Source organism: Bacterioplanoides sp., from assembly GCF_965226395.1.
Taxonomy (GTDB): domain Bacteria; phylum Pseudomonadota; class Gammaproteobacteria; order Pseudomonadales; family Oceanobacteraceae; genus Bacterioplanoides.
Map to the genome: position 1 here is coordinate 3,012,083 of NZ_OZ245358.1, position 20,953 is coordinate 3,033,035.

Sequence of the window (20,953 nt, forward strand, 5' to 3'; positions counted from 1 at the left end):
CTTTATTGCTTATCTTTGCTTAAATTGCTTCTAGTTCAGTTAATAAGGCTTCGGGAGAGTTGATGATTGCATCCGCCTGCCAGTTCTCAGCGCTATCATCTGCTTCGATATAACCAAAGCTGGCAGCGAGGGTGAACATCTCAGCCGCCTTGCCAGCTTGTATATCGCGGATATGATCACCAACGTACCAACATTGTTCGGCTTTAAGTCCTAATATGTCAGCAGCTTTTAATAATGGTTCTGGGTCAGGCTTGGCTTTGGAAACATCATCCGGACAGATCACCACATCACACTGAATATTCAATTTCTTCAGCAACTCTTCTGTATACAGGCGAGGTTTGTTGGTGACGATACCCCAGCAAATTCCCTGTTTTTCCAGCTCAGCAATAACGGTTTCAAAACCCGGGAAATAGCCACTTAACGTGCCGATATGGTCAAAATAGCGATCCAGCAACTGTTGACGATGTTCCAGAAAAACACTGGAAGCCGTCGCTAAATCACGACCTGCCTGATCGGGATAATCGAAGGCGATGCGTGTTAGTGCAGAGCCACCGTTAGAAACCTGCTCGCGGATCTTTTCATCCACCAGTTCTGGTTTGCCCTGATCTTTGCGCAAGCCATTTACTACAGCAAAAAAGTCCGGGGCGGTATCCACTAAGGTGCCGTCTAAGTCGAATAAAATCGCTTCAGGTTTTATGCGTGAAGCCATCATTCCGCTTTTTCCGCAGCCATCAGGTAATTTACGTCGACATCGTTGTCTTTCAGGCTGTAAATCTTAGTGATTGGGTTATAAACCATACCTGTCATATCGGTAACGGCTAAACCGGCTTCACGACACCAGCGAGTCATTTCACTTGGCTTAATAAACTTGTGATAGTCGTGCGTGCCTGTCGGAACCAGGCGCAACAAATATTCCGCACCAATAATCGCAAAAGCATAAGACTTTGGATTGCGGTTAATGGTGGAAAAAAATACTTGTCCGCCCGGTTTAACCAGTTTGGCGCAGGCTTTAATAATGGAGAGTGGATCAGGAACGTGCTCCAGCATTTCCAGGCAGGTCACGACATCGAAAGATTCCGGCTGTTGTTCCGCCAGTTCTTCTACCGGAATGCACTGATAATCCACGGTTACACCACTTTCTAATGCGTGTAGCTTGGCGGTGTTCAGATTGGCCTGACCCATATCGATACCGGTAACGTCGGCGCCACGCTGAGCCATGGCTTCAGATAGAATGCCGCCACCGCAGCCCACATCCAGCACCTTTTTACCGGCCAGATGGGCAATACGATCAACATAGTTGGTGCGCAGTGGATTAATTTCGTGCAGCGGTTTAAATTCGCTTTCAAGATCCCACCAACGAGTGGCCAGCGCTTCAAATTTTGCGATTTCTGCGCTGTCGACGTTTTGTTTATTTTCAGTAGTCATTTTGTCACTTCATCTGACCAGCAAGTAGTGTCAGTTCAGATTGTTTTTCAAAGCAGCCACAGGATGTGGCGATAGGATCGCCAGCACAGGGATGTGCTGTTCGATCCGGCGGCTGAAAAATAATGTGTGCTGATTCTGCTTGCGGTTCCTAAAAATTAATTTTGCGAAATTTTCTTCTGCCACTGCACCGCATTGGCAATTAACTGTTCTTCATCCAGGCCACTGGCTTCACTTAACTGGCCTTTTTCTAACAAGGCCTTGCCTTCAACCCAAACATATTCGGTGGCACGGCTGGAATCTGTATACACCAGTTGTGAAATCGGATCGTACAGTGGGCTCTGACCCAGTTGCGATAAATTCACTGCTTGCATATCAGCCCATTTACCAATATCCAGTGAGCCAACCTGATCATCAATGCCCAGAGATTTGGCGCTGCCAATGGTGGCCATTTCCAAAGCCTGCCAGGCGGGCAGGGCTGCTGCATCTTCGGCGACGGCTTTGGCCAACATGGCGGCGGTTTTCATTTCGCCCTGAATATTTAAATCGTTATTGCTGGCGGCACCATCGGTGCCCAAACCTAAATTAATGCCGTTGCTCAGCAGTTTGGCGGTTGGGCAAAAACCACTGGCCAGTTTTAAGTTGGATTCCGGGCAATGCACAACGGAAGCGCCGGTTTGCTGCAGAATCTGAATATCCTCATCCGAAATCTGCGTCATATGCACACAACTGACACGCTCGGTTAAGAATCCTAAATCGGCTAAGCGCTGAGTGGGGCGTTTACCTTTCTCTTCAAGGCTTTGGGCGACTTCAAAAGCGGTTTCGTGCAAATGAATCTGTACCGGGGTATCCAGCTGATCGGCGAGGGTTGTGATCTCTTTTAAAGGGGCATCGGAAACCGTATAAGGCGCGTGTGGCCCCAGGCCAATTGTGATGCGTGGCTGGTTGTGAAAGTGTTTATGTGCAGCAACGGACTTGGCAATATAATCGTCAGCGTTCTGGGCGAAGTTGGTTGGAAAATCCAGAATTGGTGTAAAGCTGACATTACGAATGCCGGATTCAAGAGCAGCCTGAGCCCCTTGTTGTGGATAAAAATACATATCCGAGTAGGTTGTGGTGCCACATTTCAGCATTTCTGCGATGGCCAGACGTGTGCCATCGAGAACAAAATCACTGTTTACCCATTTGCCTTCGGCAGGCCAGATATGGTCGTTCAGCCAGGTCATTAAAGGCAGGTCGTCTGCCAGACCGCGAAACAATGACATCGCCGCATGGCCGTGCGCATTAATATAACCCGGCAGCAGAATATGGTCGTTGAGTTCAACAACCTGATCGGCTTCATGGCTGGTGGCTTGTTGATCCTGAATCGCAAGAATTTTTCCGTCTTTCACAAATACCGCTTGGTTGTGCAGCAAGGTACGATCATGAGTCGTGCTGAGTGGTGCTACCCAGCGGGCGTTGATTTGAAGGTCTGCCTGCATGATTCCGGATTCCGGGCTAATAAACGTGGCGAGAGTATATCCGATTTTTGCCAATCTCTCAGGGCTTGTTGTGGCTGTAGGGTGAAAGAGTTTTTGTCTGTTTTTTGATCAATTTGGGTTGGCCTCTAGAAGCAAAAATCGCTGAGAACGCGATACAGGAGCTCTCAGCGGGTATTTCCTTGTTTTTCTTCGGTTTTTGGCTGTCAGTTGTGATATGCTCCGATGCTTTGTATTTGACGTTCAAACAGAGCGTTACCCCTTTAAAAAGGAACAGGTCGGATATCTATGGGTGAGTTAGCCAAAGAAGTACTGCCAATTAACATCGAGGACGAACTGCAGCAGTCGTACCTTGATTATGCTATGAGCGTAATTGTTGGCCGTGCCTTGCCAGACGTGCGTGACGGTTTAAAGCCGGTGCACCGTCGTGTGTTACATGCCATGAATGTACTGGGCAATGACTGGAATAAGCCATACAAAAAATCGGCCCGTGTGGTTGGTGACGTGATTGGTAAATACCACCCACATGGTGACTCTGCGGTATACGACACCATTGTACGTATGGCTCAGGACTTCTCCATGCGCTATATGATGGTGGATGGTCAGGGTAACTTTGGTTCGATTGATGGCGACTCCCCGGCAGCGATGCGTTACACCGAAGTACGTATGGCAAAAATCAGCCATAGTATGTTGGGTGATATCGATAAAGAAACCGTTGATTGGGTGCCGAACTACGATGGTACTGAACAGATTCCGGAAGTGTTACCGACCCGTATTCCGAACCTGTTAGTCAACGGCTCTTCCGGTATTGCCGTAGGTATGGCGACTAATATTCCGCCGCATAATATCACTGAAGTATTAAACGGTACGCTGGCGTTAATCGACAATCCTGAGCTGGATGTTGATGGCCTGATGGAATATATCCCTGGCCCGGATTTCCCAACCGGTGCCTTTATTAACGGTCGTGATGGCATTGTTGAAGCCTACCGCACTGGCCGTGGCCGCATTTATATGCGTGCCAAGCATCATTTTGAAGAAAACGAAAAGAACGACAAGGTTTCGATTATCTTCACCGAAATCCCTTATATGGTGAACAAAGCCCGGGTGGTTGAAAAAATCGCTGAGCTGGTGAAAGACAAAAAAATCGAAGGCATTACTGAGCTGCGCGATGAGTCGGATAAAGACGGTATGCGCATTGTGGTGGAGCTGCGCCGTGGCGAAATGCCCGAGGTGGTGCTGAATAACCTGTTTGCCCAAACTCAGCTGCAAACGGTATTTGGTATTAATACCGTTGCGCTGGTGGATGGTCAGCCACGTACGCTGAACCTGAAGCAATTATTAGATGCCTTTGTTAAGCATCGTCGCGAAGTGGTGACACGTCGTACTATTTATGAGCTGCGTAAAGCGCGTGAGCGTGGTCATATTCTCGAAGGTCTGGCGCTGGCACTGGCGAATATCGATCCGGTGATCGAATTAATCAAGCGCTCTCCAACAGCAGCCGAAGCTAAAGAAGCTTTGATTAACACTGCCTGGGAACCAGGTGATGTATCCGACATGCTGGCGCGTGCCGGTGAAGATGCTTGTCGTCCGGATGATCTTCCTGAGCAATATGGTTTCCGTGATGGTCGTTATTATTTGTCTCCGGTTCAGGCGCAAGCGATTCTGGATTTGCGACTGCAAAAACTGACCGGCCTTGAGCACGAAAAACTGATCGAAGAGTATCAGGTGAAACTGACAGAAATCGCTGAATATCTGGAGATTCTGGGCAGCGCTGATCGCCTGATGCAGGTTATTCGTGAAGAATTAGAAGCAATTCGTGAAGAATACGGCGATGAGCGTCGTACCGAAATTATCGCGCAAAAACGTGATCTGACCATGGCGGATCTGATTCCGGAAGAAGATCTGGTTCTGACCCTGTCTCACGGCGGTTACGCCAAAACTCAGCCGATGGATACTTACCAAGCGCAACGCCGCGGTGGTAAAGGTAAATCGGCGACGTCGGTAAAAGACGAAGATTTTGTTGAACATTTATTGGTGGTGAACAGCCACGATACCGTGTTGTGTTTCACCGATGCCGGTAAAGTCTATTGGTTAACCGTTTACGATATTCCGCAAGCGGGACGTAACGCCAAAGGTCGTCCGATTGTTAACGTACTGAATTTATCTGAAGAAGGCGAGCGTATTACCGCGATTCTGCCGGTTGATGAATACAGCGCAGACCGTTATGTGTTTATGGCAACGCAGAAAGGCACGGTTAAGAAAACCTCTCTGGATCAGTTCTCCCGCCCTCGTTCTACCGGTCTGATCGCATGTGAGCTGGATGATGGTGATCATCTGGTAGGCGTTGCGATTACCGATGGCAGTAAAGATATTCTGATGATGTCAGATGCTGGTAAGGCCGTACGTTTCAGCGAAGAAGCTGTTCGTCCAATGGGCCGTACCGCGCGCGGTGTGCGTGGTATCAAGCTGGCCGATGATCAGAATGTGATCTCTCTGATTATTCCGGAAGAAGGCGGCACGATTCTAACGGCATCTGAGCGTGGTTTTGGTAAACGCACGGCAGTGACTGAATTCCCAACCAAAGGCCGTGGTACCCAGGGTGTAATCGCCATGGTGACCAGTGAGCGTAATGGTGCCTTGGTTGGTGCCGTTCAGGTGTTTGAAAACGATGAAGTGATGCTGGTATCTGACCAAGGCACACTGGTTCGTACCCGCGTTAGCGAAGTCTCTCAATTAGGTCGTAATACTCAGGGTGTGACTCTGATTAAAGTGTCTGACAAAGAGAAACTGGTGGGTGTTGAGCGCATTTGTGATGCTGACGAAGATGAGTCGGAAAGTGAAGAAGTGATTGAGGGATAAGTGGCAATGGAAGTAACGAATAACCAAAACGAACGTAATAATGAAATCGATTTATTTGATTTGATTGATGATCTTAAGGATAAATGGTATTGGATTGCGGGTACGGTTGCATTGACGGTTGCTTTAGCTTTGGTTTATGCCTTTATCGCAACGCCGGTGTATAAAACTGAGCTTGTTGTTAAGGAAGCGGATGATGTGGCTTTTTTAGAGGTGAATCAACCAGCACTTAAAAATGTGCTTGGGAATAACTTTCTTACTGCCAATAAAACATTTAAGAGCATTCGTGCATCATTTTTATCAGCTTCTGTTATTAGTGACTTTTATTCACTTTTGCAGCAGGAAGGTAATAAAGCACTGATGCAGTTGATTTACAACGATCAATTATCACAAGAACAAAATCTTAAATTATTTGTTGAACGTTTTAGCCACTCTGATCCAGGTAATAAAGATTCAGATTTATTTTTGAAGGTTCAGTTTGAGTTGGCTGATGCAGAGCTATCTGCTCAGGTTTTAAATAAGTTCGCGGAGTTTGTTCAAGCTCGGTATCAATATAAAATTCAGAATGATGTTGCTTTGCTCACTGCCACCAAATTGGCTGACTGGCAAATTCAAGTCGATGACTTACGTTCACAGTATCATGCTGATAAAGAGCGTCGTATTCTTCAGTTAGCCGATGCGGCAGGTGTCGCTGAGTCAATTGGCCAGAAAAGCCCTTTATATCGTGGTGACCGTGTGTCAGTTGGTTCTCTGCCTCCACTATTTATGATGGGTGAGAATGCGCTAAGAGCTGAGCTTAAGCTTTTAAAAGATCGCCCATCTGAATTAGATGATAGTTATATTGGTGGGCTGTCTGAATTATTAAGAAAAATGCAAGTGGTGGAAAGTGCTGAAATTCGTTGGGGTCAAGTAGTTTTTGTTGTTTATGATCAGAAAGCAGTTGTACCTCTGTCACCTATTAAACCTCGTAAAAAGTTAATTATTGCATTGGGTGTGGTAGCCGGTCTCATGGCGGGCTCGATGTTTGCTCTGATTGCCGCAGCTAACGTTCGCCGTCGTGAACGTAAAAAGCTAATTAAAGAACGTAAATTATCTTAAGTCTGGATATAACATGACACGAGCATTTAATTTTTGTGCCGGCCCGGCAGCTCTGCCAACGACAGTTTTAGAGCGCGCTCAGCAGGAAATGGCGGATTGGCACGGCAAGGGCTTATCCATTATGGAAATGAGCCACCGTAGTAAAGAGTTTGTTTCGGTTGCGGAAAAAGCCGAGCAGGATCTGCGTGATTTAATGCAGATTCCGGGCAACTACAAGGTTCTGTTTATGCAGGGTGGTGCCAGCAGCCAGTTCGCGATGATTCCGATGAATCTGCTACGTGGCAAGTCGAAAGCTGACTATATCAACACTGGTCAGTGGTCTAAAAAAGCGATTGCGGAAGCGAAGCGTTATTGCGACGTCAATATCGCCGCCACAGCTGAAGGTAGTGGTTTCTGTTCGGCACCAGCGCAAAATGAGCTGAATTTATCCGCTGATGCAGCTTATGTTCATTACTGTCCGAATGAAACCATTGGTGGTGTGAAGTTCGATTACATCCCTGAAACTGGCGATGTACCGTTGGTGGCGGATTTTTCCTCTTCCATTTTGTCGGAAGAAGTGGATGTTTCTAAATTCGGCATGATTTACGCCGGTGCGCAGAAAAACATCGGTCCTGCAGGTTTGTGTGTCGTTATTATCCGCGAAGATTTACTAGGCGAAGCGATTGACGGTACGCCAACCATGTTTAGTTACAAGGTGGCTGCTGATAATGCTTCTATGTACAACACGCCGCCAAGCTACAGCTGGTATCTGGCTGGCTTAGTATTTGAATGGTTAAAAGAGCAGGGTGGCGTTGCTGCCATGGCTGAAATTAATCAGCGTAAAGCTAAGAAGCTGTACGATTACATTGATGGTAGTGGTTTCTACGCCAATCCGGTTGCTAAAAACAATCGCTCAATCATGAATGTGCCATTCACGCTGAAAGATGATGCGCTGGATAAAACCTTTCTGGCAGAAAGTGAAGCCGCTGGTTTATTAAATCTGGCGGGTCACCGCAGTGTGGGTGGTATGCGCGCCAGTATTTATAACGCAGTGCCGGAAGCTGGTGTTGATGCGTTAATTGAATTTATGGCTGAGTTTGCTGAGAAGAACTCATAGTTTTTTAGTAATAATTCAAATCGAGAGTCAGATACTTTTTCAATAGCAGCGACAGGATGTCGCGGTAGCATAGAAGGCCAGGGATGGCCTATCTATGCGGCGGCTGAAAAAGTATCTGGCTCTTGATTGTTTATCTGATAATTACCGGCGGAAAGTCGGCTATCTTTCGGCACACACATCGCAAGGAGCGTCCCTGCATCCTGCGATGAGCACGCAACATCCCTGTTGCTGTTCTGAAAAATAGCCCACTTTTCGCTTCAATGGGGGTTTGTAACCGCATGAGCGAAACGGCCATAGGTGAAGCGCAGGAACTTGAGATTTTACGAAATAAAATCGATAGCCTGGATAAAGAAATCCACAAGCTGATAAATGAGCGCGCTCGCTGCGCTCAGGAAGTCGCTGAGGTGAAGCAAAAATACGCAGCTCCTGGAGAGCATGTGGTGTTTTACCGCCCTGAACGCGAAGCTCAGGTGTTGCGCAAGGTGATGGATCGCAACGAAGGCCCATTGGCCGATGAATCTATGGCGCGTTTATTTCGTGAGATCATGTCTCAGTGCCTGGCATTGGAAGAGCCATTAAATGTTGCTTACCTTGGTCCTGAAGGCACTTTTACTCAGCAAGCGGCGGTGAAGCACTTTGGCCACGCGGTGCAAACTGCGGGGCAGGTTTCTATTGCTGATGTGTTTCGTGAAGTTGAAAGCGGTAATGCCAATTACGGTGTGGTGCCGGTAGAAAATTCTACTGAAGGTGTTGTTACACACACCTTAGACACCTTTGTTCACTCGAACCTGAATATTTGTGGTGAAGTCGCTTTGCGTATACATCACCACCTTTTAGTTAAAGAAAGTGAAGTAGAGCAGAATATTCAACGGATTTATTCCCACGCCCAGTCGCTGGGTCAATGCCGTTTATGGTTGGATCAGAATTATCCAAACGTAGAGCGCATTCCGGTGAGCTCCAACGCCGAAGCGGCAAGGCGCGCTGCGCAGGAAGAAGGTGCGGCGGCAATTGCTTCAGAGGCTGCGGCTGAGCTATACGATCTGGTGATGAAAAATGCCAAGATCGAAGATCGTCCGGATAACACCACGCGTTTCCTGATTATTGGTCCGCAAAAAACCATGGCTTCTGGTGAAGACAAAACCTCGATTCTTGTATCCAGTCGCAACCAGCCAGGCGCTTTATATCAGGTGCTTGAGCCATTCCATCAGGCGGGTATCAGTATGACCCGTATTGAGAGTCGACCTTCTGAATCCGGTACCTGGAATTACGTGTTCTTTATTGATTTTGAGGGCCATGCTGACGACGCTCATATTGCGCCAGTGTTGGAAAACCTGCGCAATATTTCTGTTGATTTTAAATGTCTGGGGTCTTACCCCAAAGCGGTACTCTAAATAGAAGCGGTGCTTTAAATTATGACTACAGATTACAAAAGCCAGGCGGTTGACGGTGTTCAGGGTTTGCGCCCATATCAGCCGGGTAAGCCAATTGATGAACTGGCGCGTGAATTAGGTTTAAACGAAAAAGACATCGTTAAATTAGCCAGTAACGAAAATCCGGTCGGTCCTAGTCCTAAGGCGCTGGCGGCAATTCAGGGTGAGTTGCAAGAATTAACCCGTTACCCAGATGGTGCTGGTTTTGACCTGAAAAAAGTTTTATGTGAAAAGCTGAATATCCAGCCAGAGCAAATCACACTGGGTAATGGTTCGTCCGATATTTTGGATTTCATCACCCGTGTGTTTGTGAATGATGGCGATAATGTGGTTGTTTCGCAGCATGCGTTTGCCATCTATGGTTTGGTCGCAAAAATGGTAGGTGCAGAAACCATTGCTGCTCCGGCAAAGAATTTTGCCCACGACCTGGACGCCATGCTGGCAGCTATTAACGATAAAACCCGTATCGTGTTTGTCACTAATCCTAATAACCCTACCGGTACCTGGATTAAAAAAGACGAACTGATTGCGTTTCTGGATAAAGTACCTGAGCGTGTTCTGGTATTGCTCGATGAGGCGTACTTTGAGTATGTTGATGAGAATGACTATCCGAATGGATTGGCACTGTTAAATCAGTATCCAAATCTGGTGGTGACCCGCACTTTTTCTAAAGCGTATGGATTAGCGTCAATGCGTGTGGGTTATGGTGTATCCAGCCCGGAAATTGCTGACTTACTGAATCGCGTGCGTCCACCGTTTAATGTGAATTCCTTTGCACTGGCTGCTGCAAAAGCTGCCATGTTGGATGAAGAGTACGTTGCCAAAAGCATCGCCGTGAATAATAGCGGCATGGCTTACCTTGAGAATGAATTTAACCGGCTCGGTCTCGATTTTATTCTGTCAGTGGGTAACTTTATCAGTGTGAAAATGCCTGCAGGTATTAATGCTATGGCGGTGAATAGCGGCCTTCTGCAAGAGGGGGTGATTGTTCGCCCGGTAGCTAACTATGAAATGCCGGAATATCTACGCGTTTCGATCGGTGTTGAAAAAGAAAATCAGGCCTTTATTGCTGCTTTAGAAAAAGTGTTGGCTCAATTAGGTGAATCAGGTGATTAATTGAATAAAGCCGCTACAGACTTTCACATTAACAAAATTGCAGTTATTGGCCTGGGCCTGATTGGTTGCTCCTGGGTTAAAGGCTTGCGATTGCGTGGCTGTGTTCAGCAGGTGTCTGGTTATGATCGCAATCTGGACTCAATGCAGCTGGCTCAGGAGCACGGCATCATTGATTCCTACGATAAGGATATTCAGCAGGTTGTGCGTGATGCCGATCTGGTGGTGGTGTCAGTGCCTATTCTGGCGATTGATTCCGTGTTGGAATCCATTGCACCAGCCATTGGTGAAAATACCGTATTAACCGATGTGGGGTCGGTTAAGGGTTCGGTTGCAAATTCAGCTGCAAAAATCTTTGGGGCTGATTTTAATCGTTTTGTTCTTGGCCATCCGATCGCTGGCTCTGAGCGCAGTGGCGTGACTGCTGCGGATGAATACCTGTACCTCAATCATAAAGTGATTATTACACCGGAAAATCATACCTCTCCTCAGGCGCTAGCATTGGTGCGTAATGCCTGGTGTGTGGTGGGTGCTGATGTTGAATATATGACAGTGGAACACCATGATGAAGTGCTGGCTGCAACCAGTCATTTGCCTCATTTATTGGCTTATTCGCTGACTGATACGCTGGCGAACAGTCATGAAAATAAAGAAATCTTTAATTATGCGGCCGGCGGCTTTCGCGACTTTACCCGCATTGCAGCAAGTAGCCCGGTGATGTGGCGTGATATTTTTTCCGCCAATAAAGATCAGATTTTAAAAACGCTGGATTTATTTCAGCACGACCTCAAATTTTTGCGCCAGGCCATCGAGGAAGATGATACCACTCAGGTTATGGGGGTTCTGACCCGGGCTAAGGTTGCGCGTGACCATTTTTCAAAAATTCTCGCCCGCAGGGCCTATGTGGAACCTATGAAAGCGACATCTATTACTTACCGTGCCCTTCCGGGTAAGGCATTATCTGGCAGCTTCCGAGTGCCGGGGGACAAATCCATTTCTCACCGCTCTATTATGTTGGGCTCGCTGGCTAACGGCACTACCGAGGTGACTGGTTTCCTCGAGGGTGAGGATGCTTTGGCGACTCTGCAAGCCTTCCGTGATATGGGTGTGGTCATTGAAGGGCCACATCGTGGTCGGGTGACCATTCATGGTGTGGGTTTACATGGCTTACAGGCACCACCCAATGCGTTATATGTTGGCAATTCTGGAACCACCATTCGTCTGTTGTCAGGCCTGATGGCAGGTCAGAAGTTTGATGTTGAAATGAGTGGTGATGAATCACTGTCTAAGCGACCAATGGGGCGTGTGGCTAATCCATTAAAAGCAATGGGTGCCGTGGTAGAAACCGCTGAAAATGGTCGGCCTCCTCTTGTCATTAAAGGCAGTGAGCTGAGCGAAAATGGTTCGTCTCTGAAAGGTATTCATTACGATCTGCCTATGGCCAGCGCTCAGGTAAAAAGCTGCGTGCTGCTGGCGGGCCTGTATGCCGAGGGTGAAACCTCGGTGACTGAGCCAGCGCCAACTCGAGACCATACCGAGCGCATGTTAAAAGGTTTTGGTTATGATGTTCAGGTGAATGGTTCAACGGTTTCTTTAAAATCCGGTGGTGAGTTAACGGCAACAAATATTGATGTGCCGTCTGATATTTCATCGGCTGCTTTCTTTATGGTAGCGGCGAGCATTATGCCGGGTTCCGACATTACATTAGAGCATGTGGGTATTAACCCAACCCGTATTGGTGTGATCAATATTCTGAAGGCTATGGGTGGCAACCTAGAAGTGTTAAATGAGCGTGAAGTCGGCGGTGAGCCGGTGGCGGATATTCGTATTCAGAGCGCTCAGTTAAAAGGTATTCATATTCCGGAAGATCAGGTGCCGCTGGCGATTGATGAATTCCCAGCATTGTTTATTGCTGCTGCGTGTGCGGAAGGTGAAACCGTTCTGACGGGTGCAGAAGAATTGCGAGTTAAAGAAAGCGATCGTATTCAGGCCATGGTCGATGGCTTAGTGACTCTGGGTGTGGATGCAAAAGGCACTGAAGATGGTGCAATCATTCAGGGCTTCGGCTCTGATGGCAGCTTTGGTGATGGAGAGATCGTGACTCATCACGATCACCGTATTGCCATGAGCTTTGCGATTGCTTCTCTGCGTGGCAGCGACGCACCGATCAATATTCTGGATTGTGCCAATGTGGCAACGTCATTCCCGAACTTTGTTGAGCTGGCTAATGGCGCTGGTATGAATCTGACAGTGGAAGAGGTGTAGTTGTGGCTGTTGTAAATCCAGATGCTCCGGTAATCACAGTTGATGGTCCGTCGGGTGCCGGCAAAGGCACTGTTTGCGCTCGCTTAGCTCAGGAGTTGAATTGGCAGCTGTTAGATAGTGGTGCTTTGTATCGCATTACTGGTCTGGCGTCCGATCGCAAAGGTTTGGGGCTGGATGATGAGTCTGCTGTTGCTGAAGTTGCTGTCAATCTGGATGTGCGCTTCGAGCCGACTCCGGTAGGTGTCAAAGTGATTCTGGAAGGTGATGATGTGACTGACCAGATCCGTACCGAAGAGGTTGGCAGTCTGGCATCTCAGGTAGCGGCATTACCAGAAGTTCGTATTGCATTACTGCAGCGCCAACGTGACTTTCAGACTCTGCCAGGAGTGATTGCTGATGGTCGTGATATGGGCACCGTGGTATTTCCTCAGGCGCAGGTAAAAGTCTTTTTGACGGCCAGTGCCGAAGAGCGCGGTCAGCGTCGCTATAAACAGTTGACTGAAAAGGGCTTTGATGCTAGTTTGCCCGCCCTTATCGAAGACATACGTGCCCGGGATGAGCGAGACAGCAATCGTGCTGTGGCTCCCCTGAAGCCTGCCGACGATGCCACTGTTATTGACAGTACTTCTATGACCATTGAAGAAGTCTGCAATCAGGTACTGGATCTGGTGAATAAAGCTGGGTTGGCCTGAGTATAGTTGAGCATTTAACGCATACTCTGAGATTGAAATAAAACACTGGCCAGTGGGCTGTGCAGTCACAAGCGCAAACATCGCTGAAGACTGGCCCAACAGCGTTTTGTTTTGAAATAAAAACTAACCCCGAATAACTGGCTATTCGGCAAGCGTTAACTTCGGCTTCCTGACCGTTAATCAACAAAGGTCAAGTTCGAAGCACGCGTAACGAGATAGGTATATATCATGACCATGAGTGAAAGCTTTGCTGAACTATTTGAAGAATCCTTAAAAGAACTGGATATGCAGCCTGGTTCTATTGTTACTGGTACTGTTGTTGATATCGACAGCGACTGGGTAACAGTAAACTCTGGCCTGAAGTCTGAAGCGGTTATCCCTCGCAGCCAGTTCCTGAACGAAAAAGGTGAGTTAGAAGTTGCTATCGGCGACGAAACTCAGGTTTCTCTGGAAGCAGTTGAAGACGGCTTCGGTGAGACCAAACTGTCTCGTGAAAAAGCTAAGCGTGCTGAAAGCTGGAAAGAGCTGGAAAAAGTATTCGAAGCGGATGAAGTTATTACCGGTATTATCAACGGTAAGGTTAAAGGTGGCTTCACTGTTGACCTGAAAAACATCCGTGCATTCCTGCCAGGTTCTCTGGTTGACGTGCGTCCGGTACGTGACACTCTGCACCTGGAAGGCAAAGAGCTGGAATTCAAAGTTATCAAGCTGGACGCTAAGCGTAACAACGTTGTTGTTTCTCGTCGTGCTGTTCTGGAAGCTGCTAACTCTCAAGAGCGTGAAGAGCTGCTGGCTAACCTGCAAGAAGGTCAGTCTGTTAAGGGTATCGTTAAGAACCTGACCGACTACGGTGCATTCGTAGATCTGGGTGGTGTTGACGGCCTGCTGCACATCACTGACATGGCGTGGAAGCGTATCAAGCACCCAAGCGAAATCGTTGCTGTTGGTGACGAAATTGACGTTAAAGTTCTGAAGTTCGACCGTGAGCGTAACCGCGTATCTCTGGGTCTGAAGCAACTGGGTGATGATCCATGGGTTAACATCAATGAGCGTTACCCAGAAAACGCACGTGTTAAAGCGCGCGTTACTAACCTGACTGATTACGGCTGCTTCGCTGAGCTGGAAGAAGGTGTTGAAGGTCTGGTTCACGTTTCTGAAATGGATTGGACTAACAAGAACATTCACCCAAGCAAAGTTGTTCAACTGGGCGACGAAGTAGAAGTGATGGTTCTGGATATCGACGAAGAGCGTCGTCGTATTTCTCTGGGTATCAAGCAGTGCACCATGAACCCATGGGAAGAGTTCGGTACTAAGTTCAACAAAGGCGACAAGATCAGCGGTAAGATTAAATCTATCACTGACTTCGGTATCTTCATTGGTTTGGACGGTGGTATCGACGGTCTGGTTCACCTGTCTGACATCTCTTGGAACGACAGCGGCGAAGATGCCGTTCGTAACTATAAGAAAGGCGATGAGCTGGAAACTGTTATCCTGTCTATCGACCCAGAGCGTGAGCGTATCTCCCTGGGTGTTAAGCAGCTGGAAAGCGATCCATTCTCCGAGTTCGTTGCTGAAAACGACAAAGGCGCTCTGGTAACTGGTAAGGTTGTTGCTGTAGATGCTAAAGCAGCTACCGTTGAGCTGGCTGAAGGTGTTGAAGCGGTACTGAAAGCGTCTGACATTAGCCGTGACCGTGTTGAAGATGCACGTAACGTTCTGAACGAAGGCGACGAGGTTGAAGCAGTAATCACTGTTGTTGATCGTAAGAACCGTACTCTGGCACTGTCTGTTAAAGCGAAAGACGATGCAGCTGATAAAGCGGCTCTGAAAGAGCAGCGTGCTAAAGCTGACGCTGAAGTATCTGGTCCTACCACCATTGGTGACCTGATCAAGGAACAGCTGAACAAGTAATTGTTCATCTTTCCGAAAAACCCGCCTTTTGGCGGGTTTTTTTATGCCCAAATGAAGAAACTGATCATTAATTGAACATATGGGGTTGCAAAAGAAATCACCTAACTGCATGATTTAGCTAGGTTTATTGTCATGATAACGCTACAAGCACGTTCTCAAGGAGGGAATGACTGTGACAAAATCTGAATTAATTGAGAAAATTGTATCGCGACAGCCTCAGTTATCGTCTAAGGACGTTGAGCTGGCGGTAAAAACCTTACTGGACCACATGTCTCAGACACTGTCCTCCGGTGAGCGTATTGAAATTCGTGGTTTTGGTAGTTTTTCATTGCATTATCGTGCGCCGCGAGTAGGACGAAACCCGAAAACCGGAGAAACAGTGGATCTCAAAGGTAAGTTTGTTCCACATTTCAAACCGGGTAAGGAATTGCGGGATCAGGTTAATGACAGTCTGGACGATGAGTAATACCACTTTGAATGGTCGATGTTTTTAATGAAGCAACTGAAGTTAATATTCATCATTTTGATCTGTTTGGTACTGCTCAGTTATGCTGTTGCTTTTGCGGCGCATAATAAGGATCAGGTCACGATTAATTTCCTGATAGGCTTTCAGGTAACAATTCCTATTGCTGTATGGAGCGGGCTTGTCTTCTCTGTTGGTGTGTTATCGGTTTGGCTGCTTGGTGGTATTTCCGGTGCTGCTCAGAAACTCAGGTTGCGCAAGCTGCAGAAGGAGCTTGAAGAGGTGAAACGGCGCCTCGAAAAAGTTGGCTGATTCATGATGGACTCTGCACTGATCTATGTGCTGTTGTTGCTAGGCGTAGCTATTGGATGGACGTTAGGCTACCGCTTTGCAAAACAGGGAAAAAAACAAACCCCCGATAACTGGTTGCCTAGTGTTGAGGCCCTGCTGGCCCAAGCAGGCGATGTATCTCTTGAGCGTTTATTAAACTTATCTCAGTTAGATGACGACTCTGTCGACTTGTTTCTTAAGCTGGGTAAAACCCTTCGTGATAAAGGTGAGGTTGATCGTGCGATTCATTTACATCAATCACTTTTTGCGCGAACCGACCTGTCAAAACATATCCTGCAAACCCTTGAGTTAGAGTTGGCAATTGATTTCTCCCATGCGGGTCTATTAGATCGGGCAGAGCGTTTGTATTTAGAGCTGTTGGACACTAAAGGACGAATTAAAGAACTGGCTTCCCGTCATTTGGTTGAACTCTATGAAGAAGAGGGGGAGTGGCAAGAAATTTATCAGTTGCATTCGACTAAGAAGCTTCAGTTGACGCCTCATTTGAGTAAACGTGTTTCTCATGCGGTATGTGAGCTGGCTGAAAATGCGGTTGGTTCAGCAGACTACCTTGAAGCTCAAAAACTTTGTCGTCAGGCGTTAAAAATTGACCCAGCATGTGCTCGTTCTTATGTGGTTTCCGGTAATATGGCCTATGACCAGCAGGAGTATCATGAGGCGATCCGTTGTTATCTGAAGGCGGTTGAGATTGACTCTCAGGCATTGATCAGTTTGTTAGAGAAAATGATTGATGCCTTTAAGGCGCTTGATGATTCAGAAGGATTGTTGCGACACTTGGGGATGCACTGGGGGGAGAGTCATTACGTCCCTGCGCTGGTAGCGAAAGTGCAGGTGCTTGCTGAGCAGGAGGGTGGTGGAGCAGGGATTTCAGCTTTGTTATCGGAGCTGAAAAACCAACCGTCTAACTCGGGTTTTTTTGCGTTAATAGAAATGGTTGTACAGCACAAACAACAGTTGGATAAGTCGCAGTTATTTACCCTCTATGATATTCTCCGCCGCATTGTAGAAAATGAGCCGAAGTTTATTTGCAAAAACTGTGGCTTTAAGGCTGAAGAGTCTCACTGGCGCTGCCCAAGTTGCAAAGATTGGGCAACCATTGATTCATTTCATTCGTTGCCAGCTAATACGAAGATGGATATATGAGTACAAAATCTCCGGTGGTAGTTGCACTGGACTTCCCTACCAAAGAACAAGCTGTCGCTATGGCGCAACAGCTTGACCCTGCTTTGTGTCGAGTGAAAGTCGGTAAAGAATTATTCACTGCTTCTGGGCCTGCTGTTGTTGAAGAATTACATGCTTTGAACTTTGATGTATTTCTCGACCTTAAGTTCCATGATATTCCAAATACTTGCGCGAAAGCGGTTGGTGTTGCTGCTGATTTAGGCGTCTGGATGGTCAACGTGCATGCTTCCGGTGGTCGTCGCATGATGGAAGCGGCTCGCAACGAAATTGATAAGAAGACTCATCAGCCTCTGCTGATTGGTGTCACTGTTCTGACATCAATGGAACAAAATGATTTAGTTGAAATCGGCCTGAACTTAGATCCACAAGAGCAAGTTCGTCGGTTGGCTTTGTTAACAGAAAGCTCCGGCCTTGATGGTGTTGTTTGTTCAGCACAAGAAGTCGAATTGATCCTGAATAACTGCTCAGCGGATTTTCTAACCGTAACTCCAGGGATTCGTCCTGCTGGTTCTGACCAAGGTGATCAGCGCCGTGTATTGACCCCTGAGCAAGCGCTTAAGGCCGGTGTCGATTATATGGTGATTGGCAGGCCGATCACTCAGGCTGAAAGCCCTGCTGTTGCTTGCAGTAATATTCTGGAAAGCTTAGCTGGAAATTAATTGTGTCTGGTGTTGTTGTAACAGAAAACTGGTATGTGGTGCTGACAAAACCACATCAGGAAGAGCGCGCGTTTCAGCATCTACATGAGCAAGGGGGCGAAGTATTTTTGCCCTATATGCAAATCGAAAAGATCCGTGCTGGTGTTTTGATAAAAAAGCAGGAAGTAATGTTTCCCGGTTACCTGTTTTTAAAATCCAAAAAAGACTCCCCTTTGCTTAATAAAGTACGCTCGACACTTGGTGCACGTATGTTATTACGCTTTGGTGTGAATCCGGTGGTTGTTTCTCATGTGTTAATTGATAGCCTGAAAAGCCAGTGCTTTGACGAACAATTAGAAGAAGTTTTTAGTGTTGATCAGCAGGTGCGTATTACTTCTGGTCCGTTTAAAGACTACATTGCGATTTTTAAAGAATACGATGGTGAAAAACGTGCCATTGTGCTGCTGAATTTATTAAATCAGCAACAGGAACTGGCTGTAGAGCTTAACCAGCTTTCAGCTTGATGTTTCTGGCAATGTGAATTGTGATGCGACAACAGGGAAAGCTCGCGACGAACCTTTGGGCGGTAGCGTGTCTGTTGATTTTTTAAGCAAAGTTTAATTGTTAAGAATTGGATACTTTAGGGATATCTATGAAATTATCAGAAGCAAAGATCGCCATCATTGGCTTGGGTTATGTTGGCCTGCCATTGGCGGTTGCGTTTGGGAAAACCCGGCAAGTTATCGGTCTGGATATAAATGAAAAACGTATTCGGGAGCTACACGAAGGCCACGATGCAACCTTAGAGGTGTCTGACGAAGAGCTCCGTTCAGCAACTGGACTAACCTTTACGGCCGATGTTGAGGCTGTTGCCGATTGCAATGTCTATATAGTAACTGTTCCGACACCTATTGATGATAATAATGCTCCTGATCTGACCCCATTGCGCAGCTCATCGGCTATGTTGGCAGGTGTTGTTCAGCCTGGTGATGTTGTAGTTTATGAGTCGACTGTTTATCCGGGGGCAACTGAAGAGGTTTGTATTCCAATTATTGAGAAGGGATCCGGTCTCAAAGTTAATAAAGACTTTTATGCTGGTTATAGCCCCGAGCGTATAAATCCCGGTGACAAAGAAAATACGCTAACCAAAATTAAAAAAATTACTTCTGGCTCCACTCCTGAAGTTGCTAAGTTTGTAAACGACCTTTATGGCTCAATAATTACTGCAGGTACGCACTTGGCCAGTTCCATAAAGGTTGCAGAAGCTGCGAAAGTAATTGAAAACACGCAGCGTGATTTGAACATTGCAATTATTAATGAGTTCGCCAAAATTTTTAATATGTTGGATATTGATACTCAAGAAGTATTGGATGCTGCGGGTACAAAGTGGAATTTCTTACCGTTTAAACCTGGTTTGGTTGGGGGGCATTGTATTAGTGTCGACCCTTATTATCTGACATATAAAGCCAAAGAAATTGGTTATCAGCCAGAGGTGATCTTAGCTGGTCGAAGAATAAATGATGGCATGGGTCAATATACGGCGACTCAGTTGGTTAAGGCTGTCAGCAAAGAGAAAATTCATATTGATGAGGCGCGAGTCCTTGTTTTGGGCTTTACCTTTAAAGGTGATTGCCCAGATGTACGAAATACTAAAATCATCGATATGATTAAAGAACTTGAGAGCTTCAATATGAGAGTTGATGTTCACGATTCGTGGGCGGACTCAAAAGAGGTCTACCAGGAGTATGGGATTGAGCTGCTTTCAGAGATTCAAGAAGACACCTATGATGCTATCGTTCTCGCAGTTGATCACTCTGATTTCAAGGAGTGGGGAGAGAGTAAAATACGATCTTACGGTAAACAGAAGCACGTGCTGTATGATGTGAAGTATGTTCTGCCAGTAGGGCAGTCTGATCTGCGATTGTAAAGCTAACGAGCTGTTTGTTTTAGTCAATATATAGATAGCTAATACTTTTTGTCTTTTGGGATTGTTATGAAAAACTTTGGTTTGATTGGTGCTGCGGGATATATTGCACCTCGTCATTTAAAAGCAATTAAGGAAACCGGGCATAATCTGGTAGTGGCAATGGATGTTAATGACTCAGTTGGTATTATGGATAGTCATTTCCCTGAAGCCGAGTTCTTTACTGAATTTGAGCAGTTTTCTGGTTATGTCGAAGATTTAAAGCAAACGGGTCAGAAGCTGGATTATATTGCTATCTGTTCGCCGAACTATCTGCATTTGCCTCATATGAAATTTGCCTTGCAAAATGGCATTGATGTGATTTGTGAAAAACCTCTGGTATTGAACGCGGAAGATCTAGAAACGTTGAAGCGTTACGAAGAGCAGTATGGTGCAAAAGTAAACTCGATACTTCAACTACGCTTGCACCCATCTATTATTGCCTTGAGAGATAAAGTTGCTGCAGCTCCGATAGATAAAGTATTTGATGTAAATCTCACATATTTAACCTCACGAGGAAAGTGGTATCTGAAGTCTTGGAAAGGCTTTGACGAAAAGTCGGGCGGCGTGGCGACTAATATTGGCGTTCACTTTTATGACATGCTTCACTTTATTTTCGGTGATATTAAGAAAAATGAAGTGCATTACCGTGATGAGAAGACTTCATCCGGTTATCTGGAATACGAACGTGCGCGTGTGCGGTGGTTTTTATCTATTGATGCAAATCATCTTCCAGACAATGCAGTGCAAGGTGAGAAACTGACTTATCGCAGTATAGATATCGAAGGAGAAGAGCTAGAGTTCTCTGGCGGTTTTACTGATTTACACAATCAAAGCTATCAAAATATTCTTGTGGGTAATGGATATGGTGTAGAGGACAATCGGGCTGCCATCGAAACGGTGGCAGAAATGCGTAATGCCGAAGTAATTGATTTTCCCGTTAACGCACACCCTTTGCTCGAAAAAGTAAAAGGTTAGTAAAACCAGATCTAAGG

General features: G+C 46.5%; 18 protein-coding genes. 15 read left to right on the forward strand and 3 right to left on the reverse strand.

What is annotated here, in order from left to right:
• Positions 1-19: 19 nt before the first annotated feature.
• From ACO05E_RS13845 to ACO05E_RS13855, 3 genes are all read right to left on the reverse strand, one after another.
• Positions 20-712: an HAD family hydrolase gene (locus ACO05E_RS13845; protein WP_419813522.1), complete on the reverse strand. Its 693-nt coding sequence runs from the start codon at positions 710-712 to the stop codon at positions 20-22.
• On the reverse strand, positions 709-1,425 hold the full coding sequence (ubiG, locus tag ACO05E_RS13850; protein WP_419813523.1) for a bifunctional 2-polyprenyl-6-hydroxyphenol methylase/3-demethylubiquinol 3-O-methyltransferase UbiG: 717 nt from the start codon (positions 1,423-1,425) through the stop codon (positions 709-711). The genes ACO05E_RS13845 and ubiG overlap by 4 nt, the downstream gene beginning before the upstream one ends.
• A gap of 155 nt (positions 1,426-1,580) precedes the next feature.
• The gene (locus tag ACO05E_RS13855) at positions 1,581-2,903 is read right to left on the reverse strand and encodes a TRZ/ATZ family hydrolase (RefSeq protein WP_419813524.1); all 1,323 of its coding nucleotides are present in this window, start codon (positions 2,901-2,903) and stop codon (positions 1,581-1,583) included.
• Between the two features lie 285 nt (positions 2,904-3,188).
• Between ACO05E_RS13855 and gyrA the strand changes: the two genes are divergently transcribed.
• The 15 genes from gyrA (at position 3,189) to ACO05E_RS13930 (ending at position 20,936) form a co-directional block, all read left to right on the forward strand.
• Positions 3,189-5,759 carry a DNA gyrase subunit A gene (gyrA, locus tag ACO05E_RS13860; RefSeq protein ID WP_419813525.1) on the forward strand — a complete coding sequence of 857 codons (2,571 nt, stop codon included), beginning with the start codon at positions 3,189-3,191 and terminating at the stop codon, positions 5,757-5,759.
• A 6-nt stretch (positions 5,760-5,765) separates the two neighbouring features.
• A complete protein-coding gene (locus tag ACO05E_RS13865) occupies positions 5,766-6,854 on the forward strand; it encodes a Wzz/FepE/Etk N-terminal domain-containing protein (RefSeq protein WP_419813526.1) in 1,089 nt (362 codons plus the stop codon).
• 13 nt (positions 6,855-6,867) lie between these two features.
• Entirely contained in the window at positions 6,868-7,950 is a 1,083-nt protein-coding gene (gene serC, locus ACO05E_RS13870) for a 3-phosphoserine/phosphohydroxythreonine transaminase (protein WP_419813527.1), read from the forward strand.
• A 278-nt stretch (positions 7,951-8,228) separates the two neighbouring features.
• Positions 8,229-9,341 carry a prephenate dehydratase gene (gene pheA / locus ACO05E_RS13875; protein WP_419813528.1) on the forward strand — a complete coding sequence of 371 codons (1,113 nt, stop codon included), beginning with the start codon at positions 8,229-8,231 and terminating at the stop codon, positions 9,339-9,341.
• A gap of 21 nt (positions 9,342-9,362) precedes the next feature.
• Positions 9,363-10,496, forward strand: coding sequence for a histidinol-phosphate transaminase (gene hisC / locus ACO05E_RS13880; RefSeq protein WP_419813529.1), 1,134 nt, complete (start codon positions 9,363-9,365; stop codon positions 10,494-10,496).
• A complete protein-coding gene (locus ACO05E_RS13885; protein WP_419813530.1) occupies positions 10,497-12,758 on the forward strand; it encodes a bifunctional prephenate dehydrogenase/3-phosphoshikimate 1-carboxyvinyltransferase in 2,262 nt (753 codons plus the stop codon).
• A 2-nt stretch (positions 12,759-12,760) separates the two neighbouring features.
• Complete coding sequence (cmk, locus tag ACO05E_RS13890) at positions 12,761-13,450, forward strand: (d)CMP kinase (protein ID WP_419813531.1); 690 nt, start codon at positions 12,761-12,763, stop codon at positions 13,448-13,450.
• A 234-nt stretch (positions 13,451-13,684) separates the two neighbouring features.
• Positions 13,685-15,361, forward strand: coding sequence for a 30S ribosomal protein S1 (gene rpsA, locus ACO05E_RS13895; RefSeq protein WP_419813686.1), 1,677 nt, complete (start codon positions 13,685-13,687; stop codon positions 15,359-15,361).
• A gap of 172 nt (positions 15,362-15,533) precedes the next feature.
• Positions 15,534-15,827: an integration host factor subunit beta gene (gene ihfB / locus ACO05E_RS13900; RefSeq protein WP_419813532.1), complete on the forward strand. Its 294-nt coding sequence runs from the start codon at positions 15,534-15,536 to the stop codon at positions 15,825-15,827.
• Positions 15,828-15,854: 27 nt separating this feature from the next.
• The gene (locus ACO05E_RS13905; protein WP_419813533.1) at positions 15,855-16,136 is read left to right on the forward strand and encodes a lipopolysaccharide assembly protein LapA domain-containing protein; all 282 of its coding nucleotides are present in this window, start codon (positions 15,855-15,857) and stop codon (positions 16,134-16,136) included.
• Positions 16,137-16,139: 3 nt separating this feature from the next.
• Complete coding sequence (locus ACO05E_RS13910) at positions 16,140-17,318, forward strand: hypothetical protein (protein ID WP_419813534.1); 1,179 nt, start codon at positions 16,140-16,142, stop codon at positions 17,316-17,318.
• Positions 17,315-18,016 (forward strand): orotidine-5'-phosphate decarboxylase, encoded by a 702-nt coding sequence (gene pyrF, locus ACO05E_RS13915; RefSeq protein ID WP_419813535.1) that lies wholly within the window; start codon positions 17,315-17,317, stop codon positions 18,014-18,016. Before ACO05E_RS13910 ends, pyrF begins: the two co-directional genes overlap by 4 nt.
• A 2-nt stretch (positions 18,017-18,018) precedes the next feature.
• Complete coding sequence (locus ACO05E_RS13920; protein WP_419813536.1) at positions 18,019-18,519, forward strand: transcription termination/antitermination NusG family protein; 501 nt, start codon at positions 18,019-18,021, stop codon at positions 18,517-18,519.
• Positions 18,520-18,647: 128 nt separating this feature from the next.
• Entirely contained in the window at positions 18,648-19,922 is a 1,275-nt protein-coding gene (gene tviB, locus ACO05E_RS13925) for a Vi polysaccharide biosynthesis UDP-N-acetylglucosamine C-6 dehydrogenase TviB (protein WP_419813537.1), read from the forward strand.
• A 66-nt stretch (positions 19,923-19,988) separates the two neighbouring features.
• Entirely contained in the window at positions 19,989-20,936 is a 948-nt protein-coding gene (locus ACO05E_RS13930) for a Gfo/Idh/MocA family oxidoreductase (protein WP_419813538.1), read from the forward strand.
• Positions 20,937-20,953: the final 17 nt, after the last annotated feature.

What these genes read in the sequence shown, in the direction of transcription:
- ACO05E_RS13845 (WP_419813522.1), bottom strand. Translation starts at nt 712, where the DNA reads ATGATGGCTTCACGCATAAAACCTGAAGCGATTTTATTCGACTTAGAC.
- ubiG (WP_419813523.1), bottom strand. Translation starts at nt 1,425, where the DNA reads ATGACTACTGAAAATAAACAAAACGTCGACAGCGCAGAAATCGCAAAA.
- ACO05E_RS13855 (WP_419813524.1), bottom strand. Translation starts at nt 2,903, where the DNA reads ATGCAGGCAGACCTTCAAATCAACGCCCGCTGGGTAGCACCACTCAGC.
- gyrA (WP_419813525.1), top strand. Translation starts at nt 3,189, where the DNA reads ATGGGTGAGTTAGCCAAAGAAGTACTGCCAATTAACATCGAGGACGAA.
- ACO05E_RS13865 (WP_419813526.1), top strand. Translation starts at nt 5,766, where the DNA reads ATGGAAGTAACGAATAACCAAAACGAACGTAATAATGAAATCGATTTA.
- serC (WP_419813527.1), top strand. Translation starts at nt 6,868, where the DNA reads ATGACACGAGCATTTAATTTTTGTGCCGGCCCGGCAGCTCTGCCAACG.
- pheA (WP_419813528.1), top strand. Translation starts at nt 8,229, where the DNA reads ATGAGCGAAACGGCCATAGGTGAAGCGCAGGAACTTGAGATTTTACGA.
- hisC (WP_419813529.1), top strand. Translation starts at nt 9,363, where the DNA reads ATGACTACAGATTACAAAAGCCAGGCGGTTGACGGTGTTCAGGGTTTG.
- rpsA (WP_419813686.1), top strand. Translation starts at nt 13,685, where the DNA reads ATGAGTGAAAGCTTTGCTGAACTATTTGAAGAATCCTTAAAAGAACTG.
- ACO05E_RS13905 (WP_419813533.1), top strand. Translation starts at nt 15,855, where the DNA reads ATGAAGCAACTGAAGTTAATATTCATCATTTTGATCTGTTTGGTACTG.
- ACO05E_RS13910 (WP_419813534.1), top strand. Translation starts at nt 16,140, where the DNA reads ATGATGGACTCTGCACTGATCTATGTGCTGTTGTTGCTAGGCGTAGCT.
- pyrF (WP_419813535.1), top strand. Translation starts at nt 17,315, where the DNA reads ATGAGTACAAAATCTCCGGTGGTAGTTGCACTGGACTTCCCTACCAAA.
- tviB (WP_419813537.1), top strand. Translation starts at nt 18,648, where the DNA reads ATGAAATTATCAGAAGCAAAGATCGCCATCATTGGCTTGGGTTATGTT.
- ACO05E_RS13930 (WP_419813538.1), top strand. Translation starts at nt 19,989, where the DNA reads ATGAAAAACTTTGGTTTGATTGGTGCTGCGGGATATATTGCACCTCGT.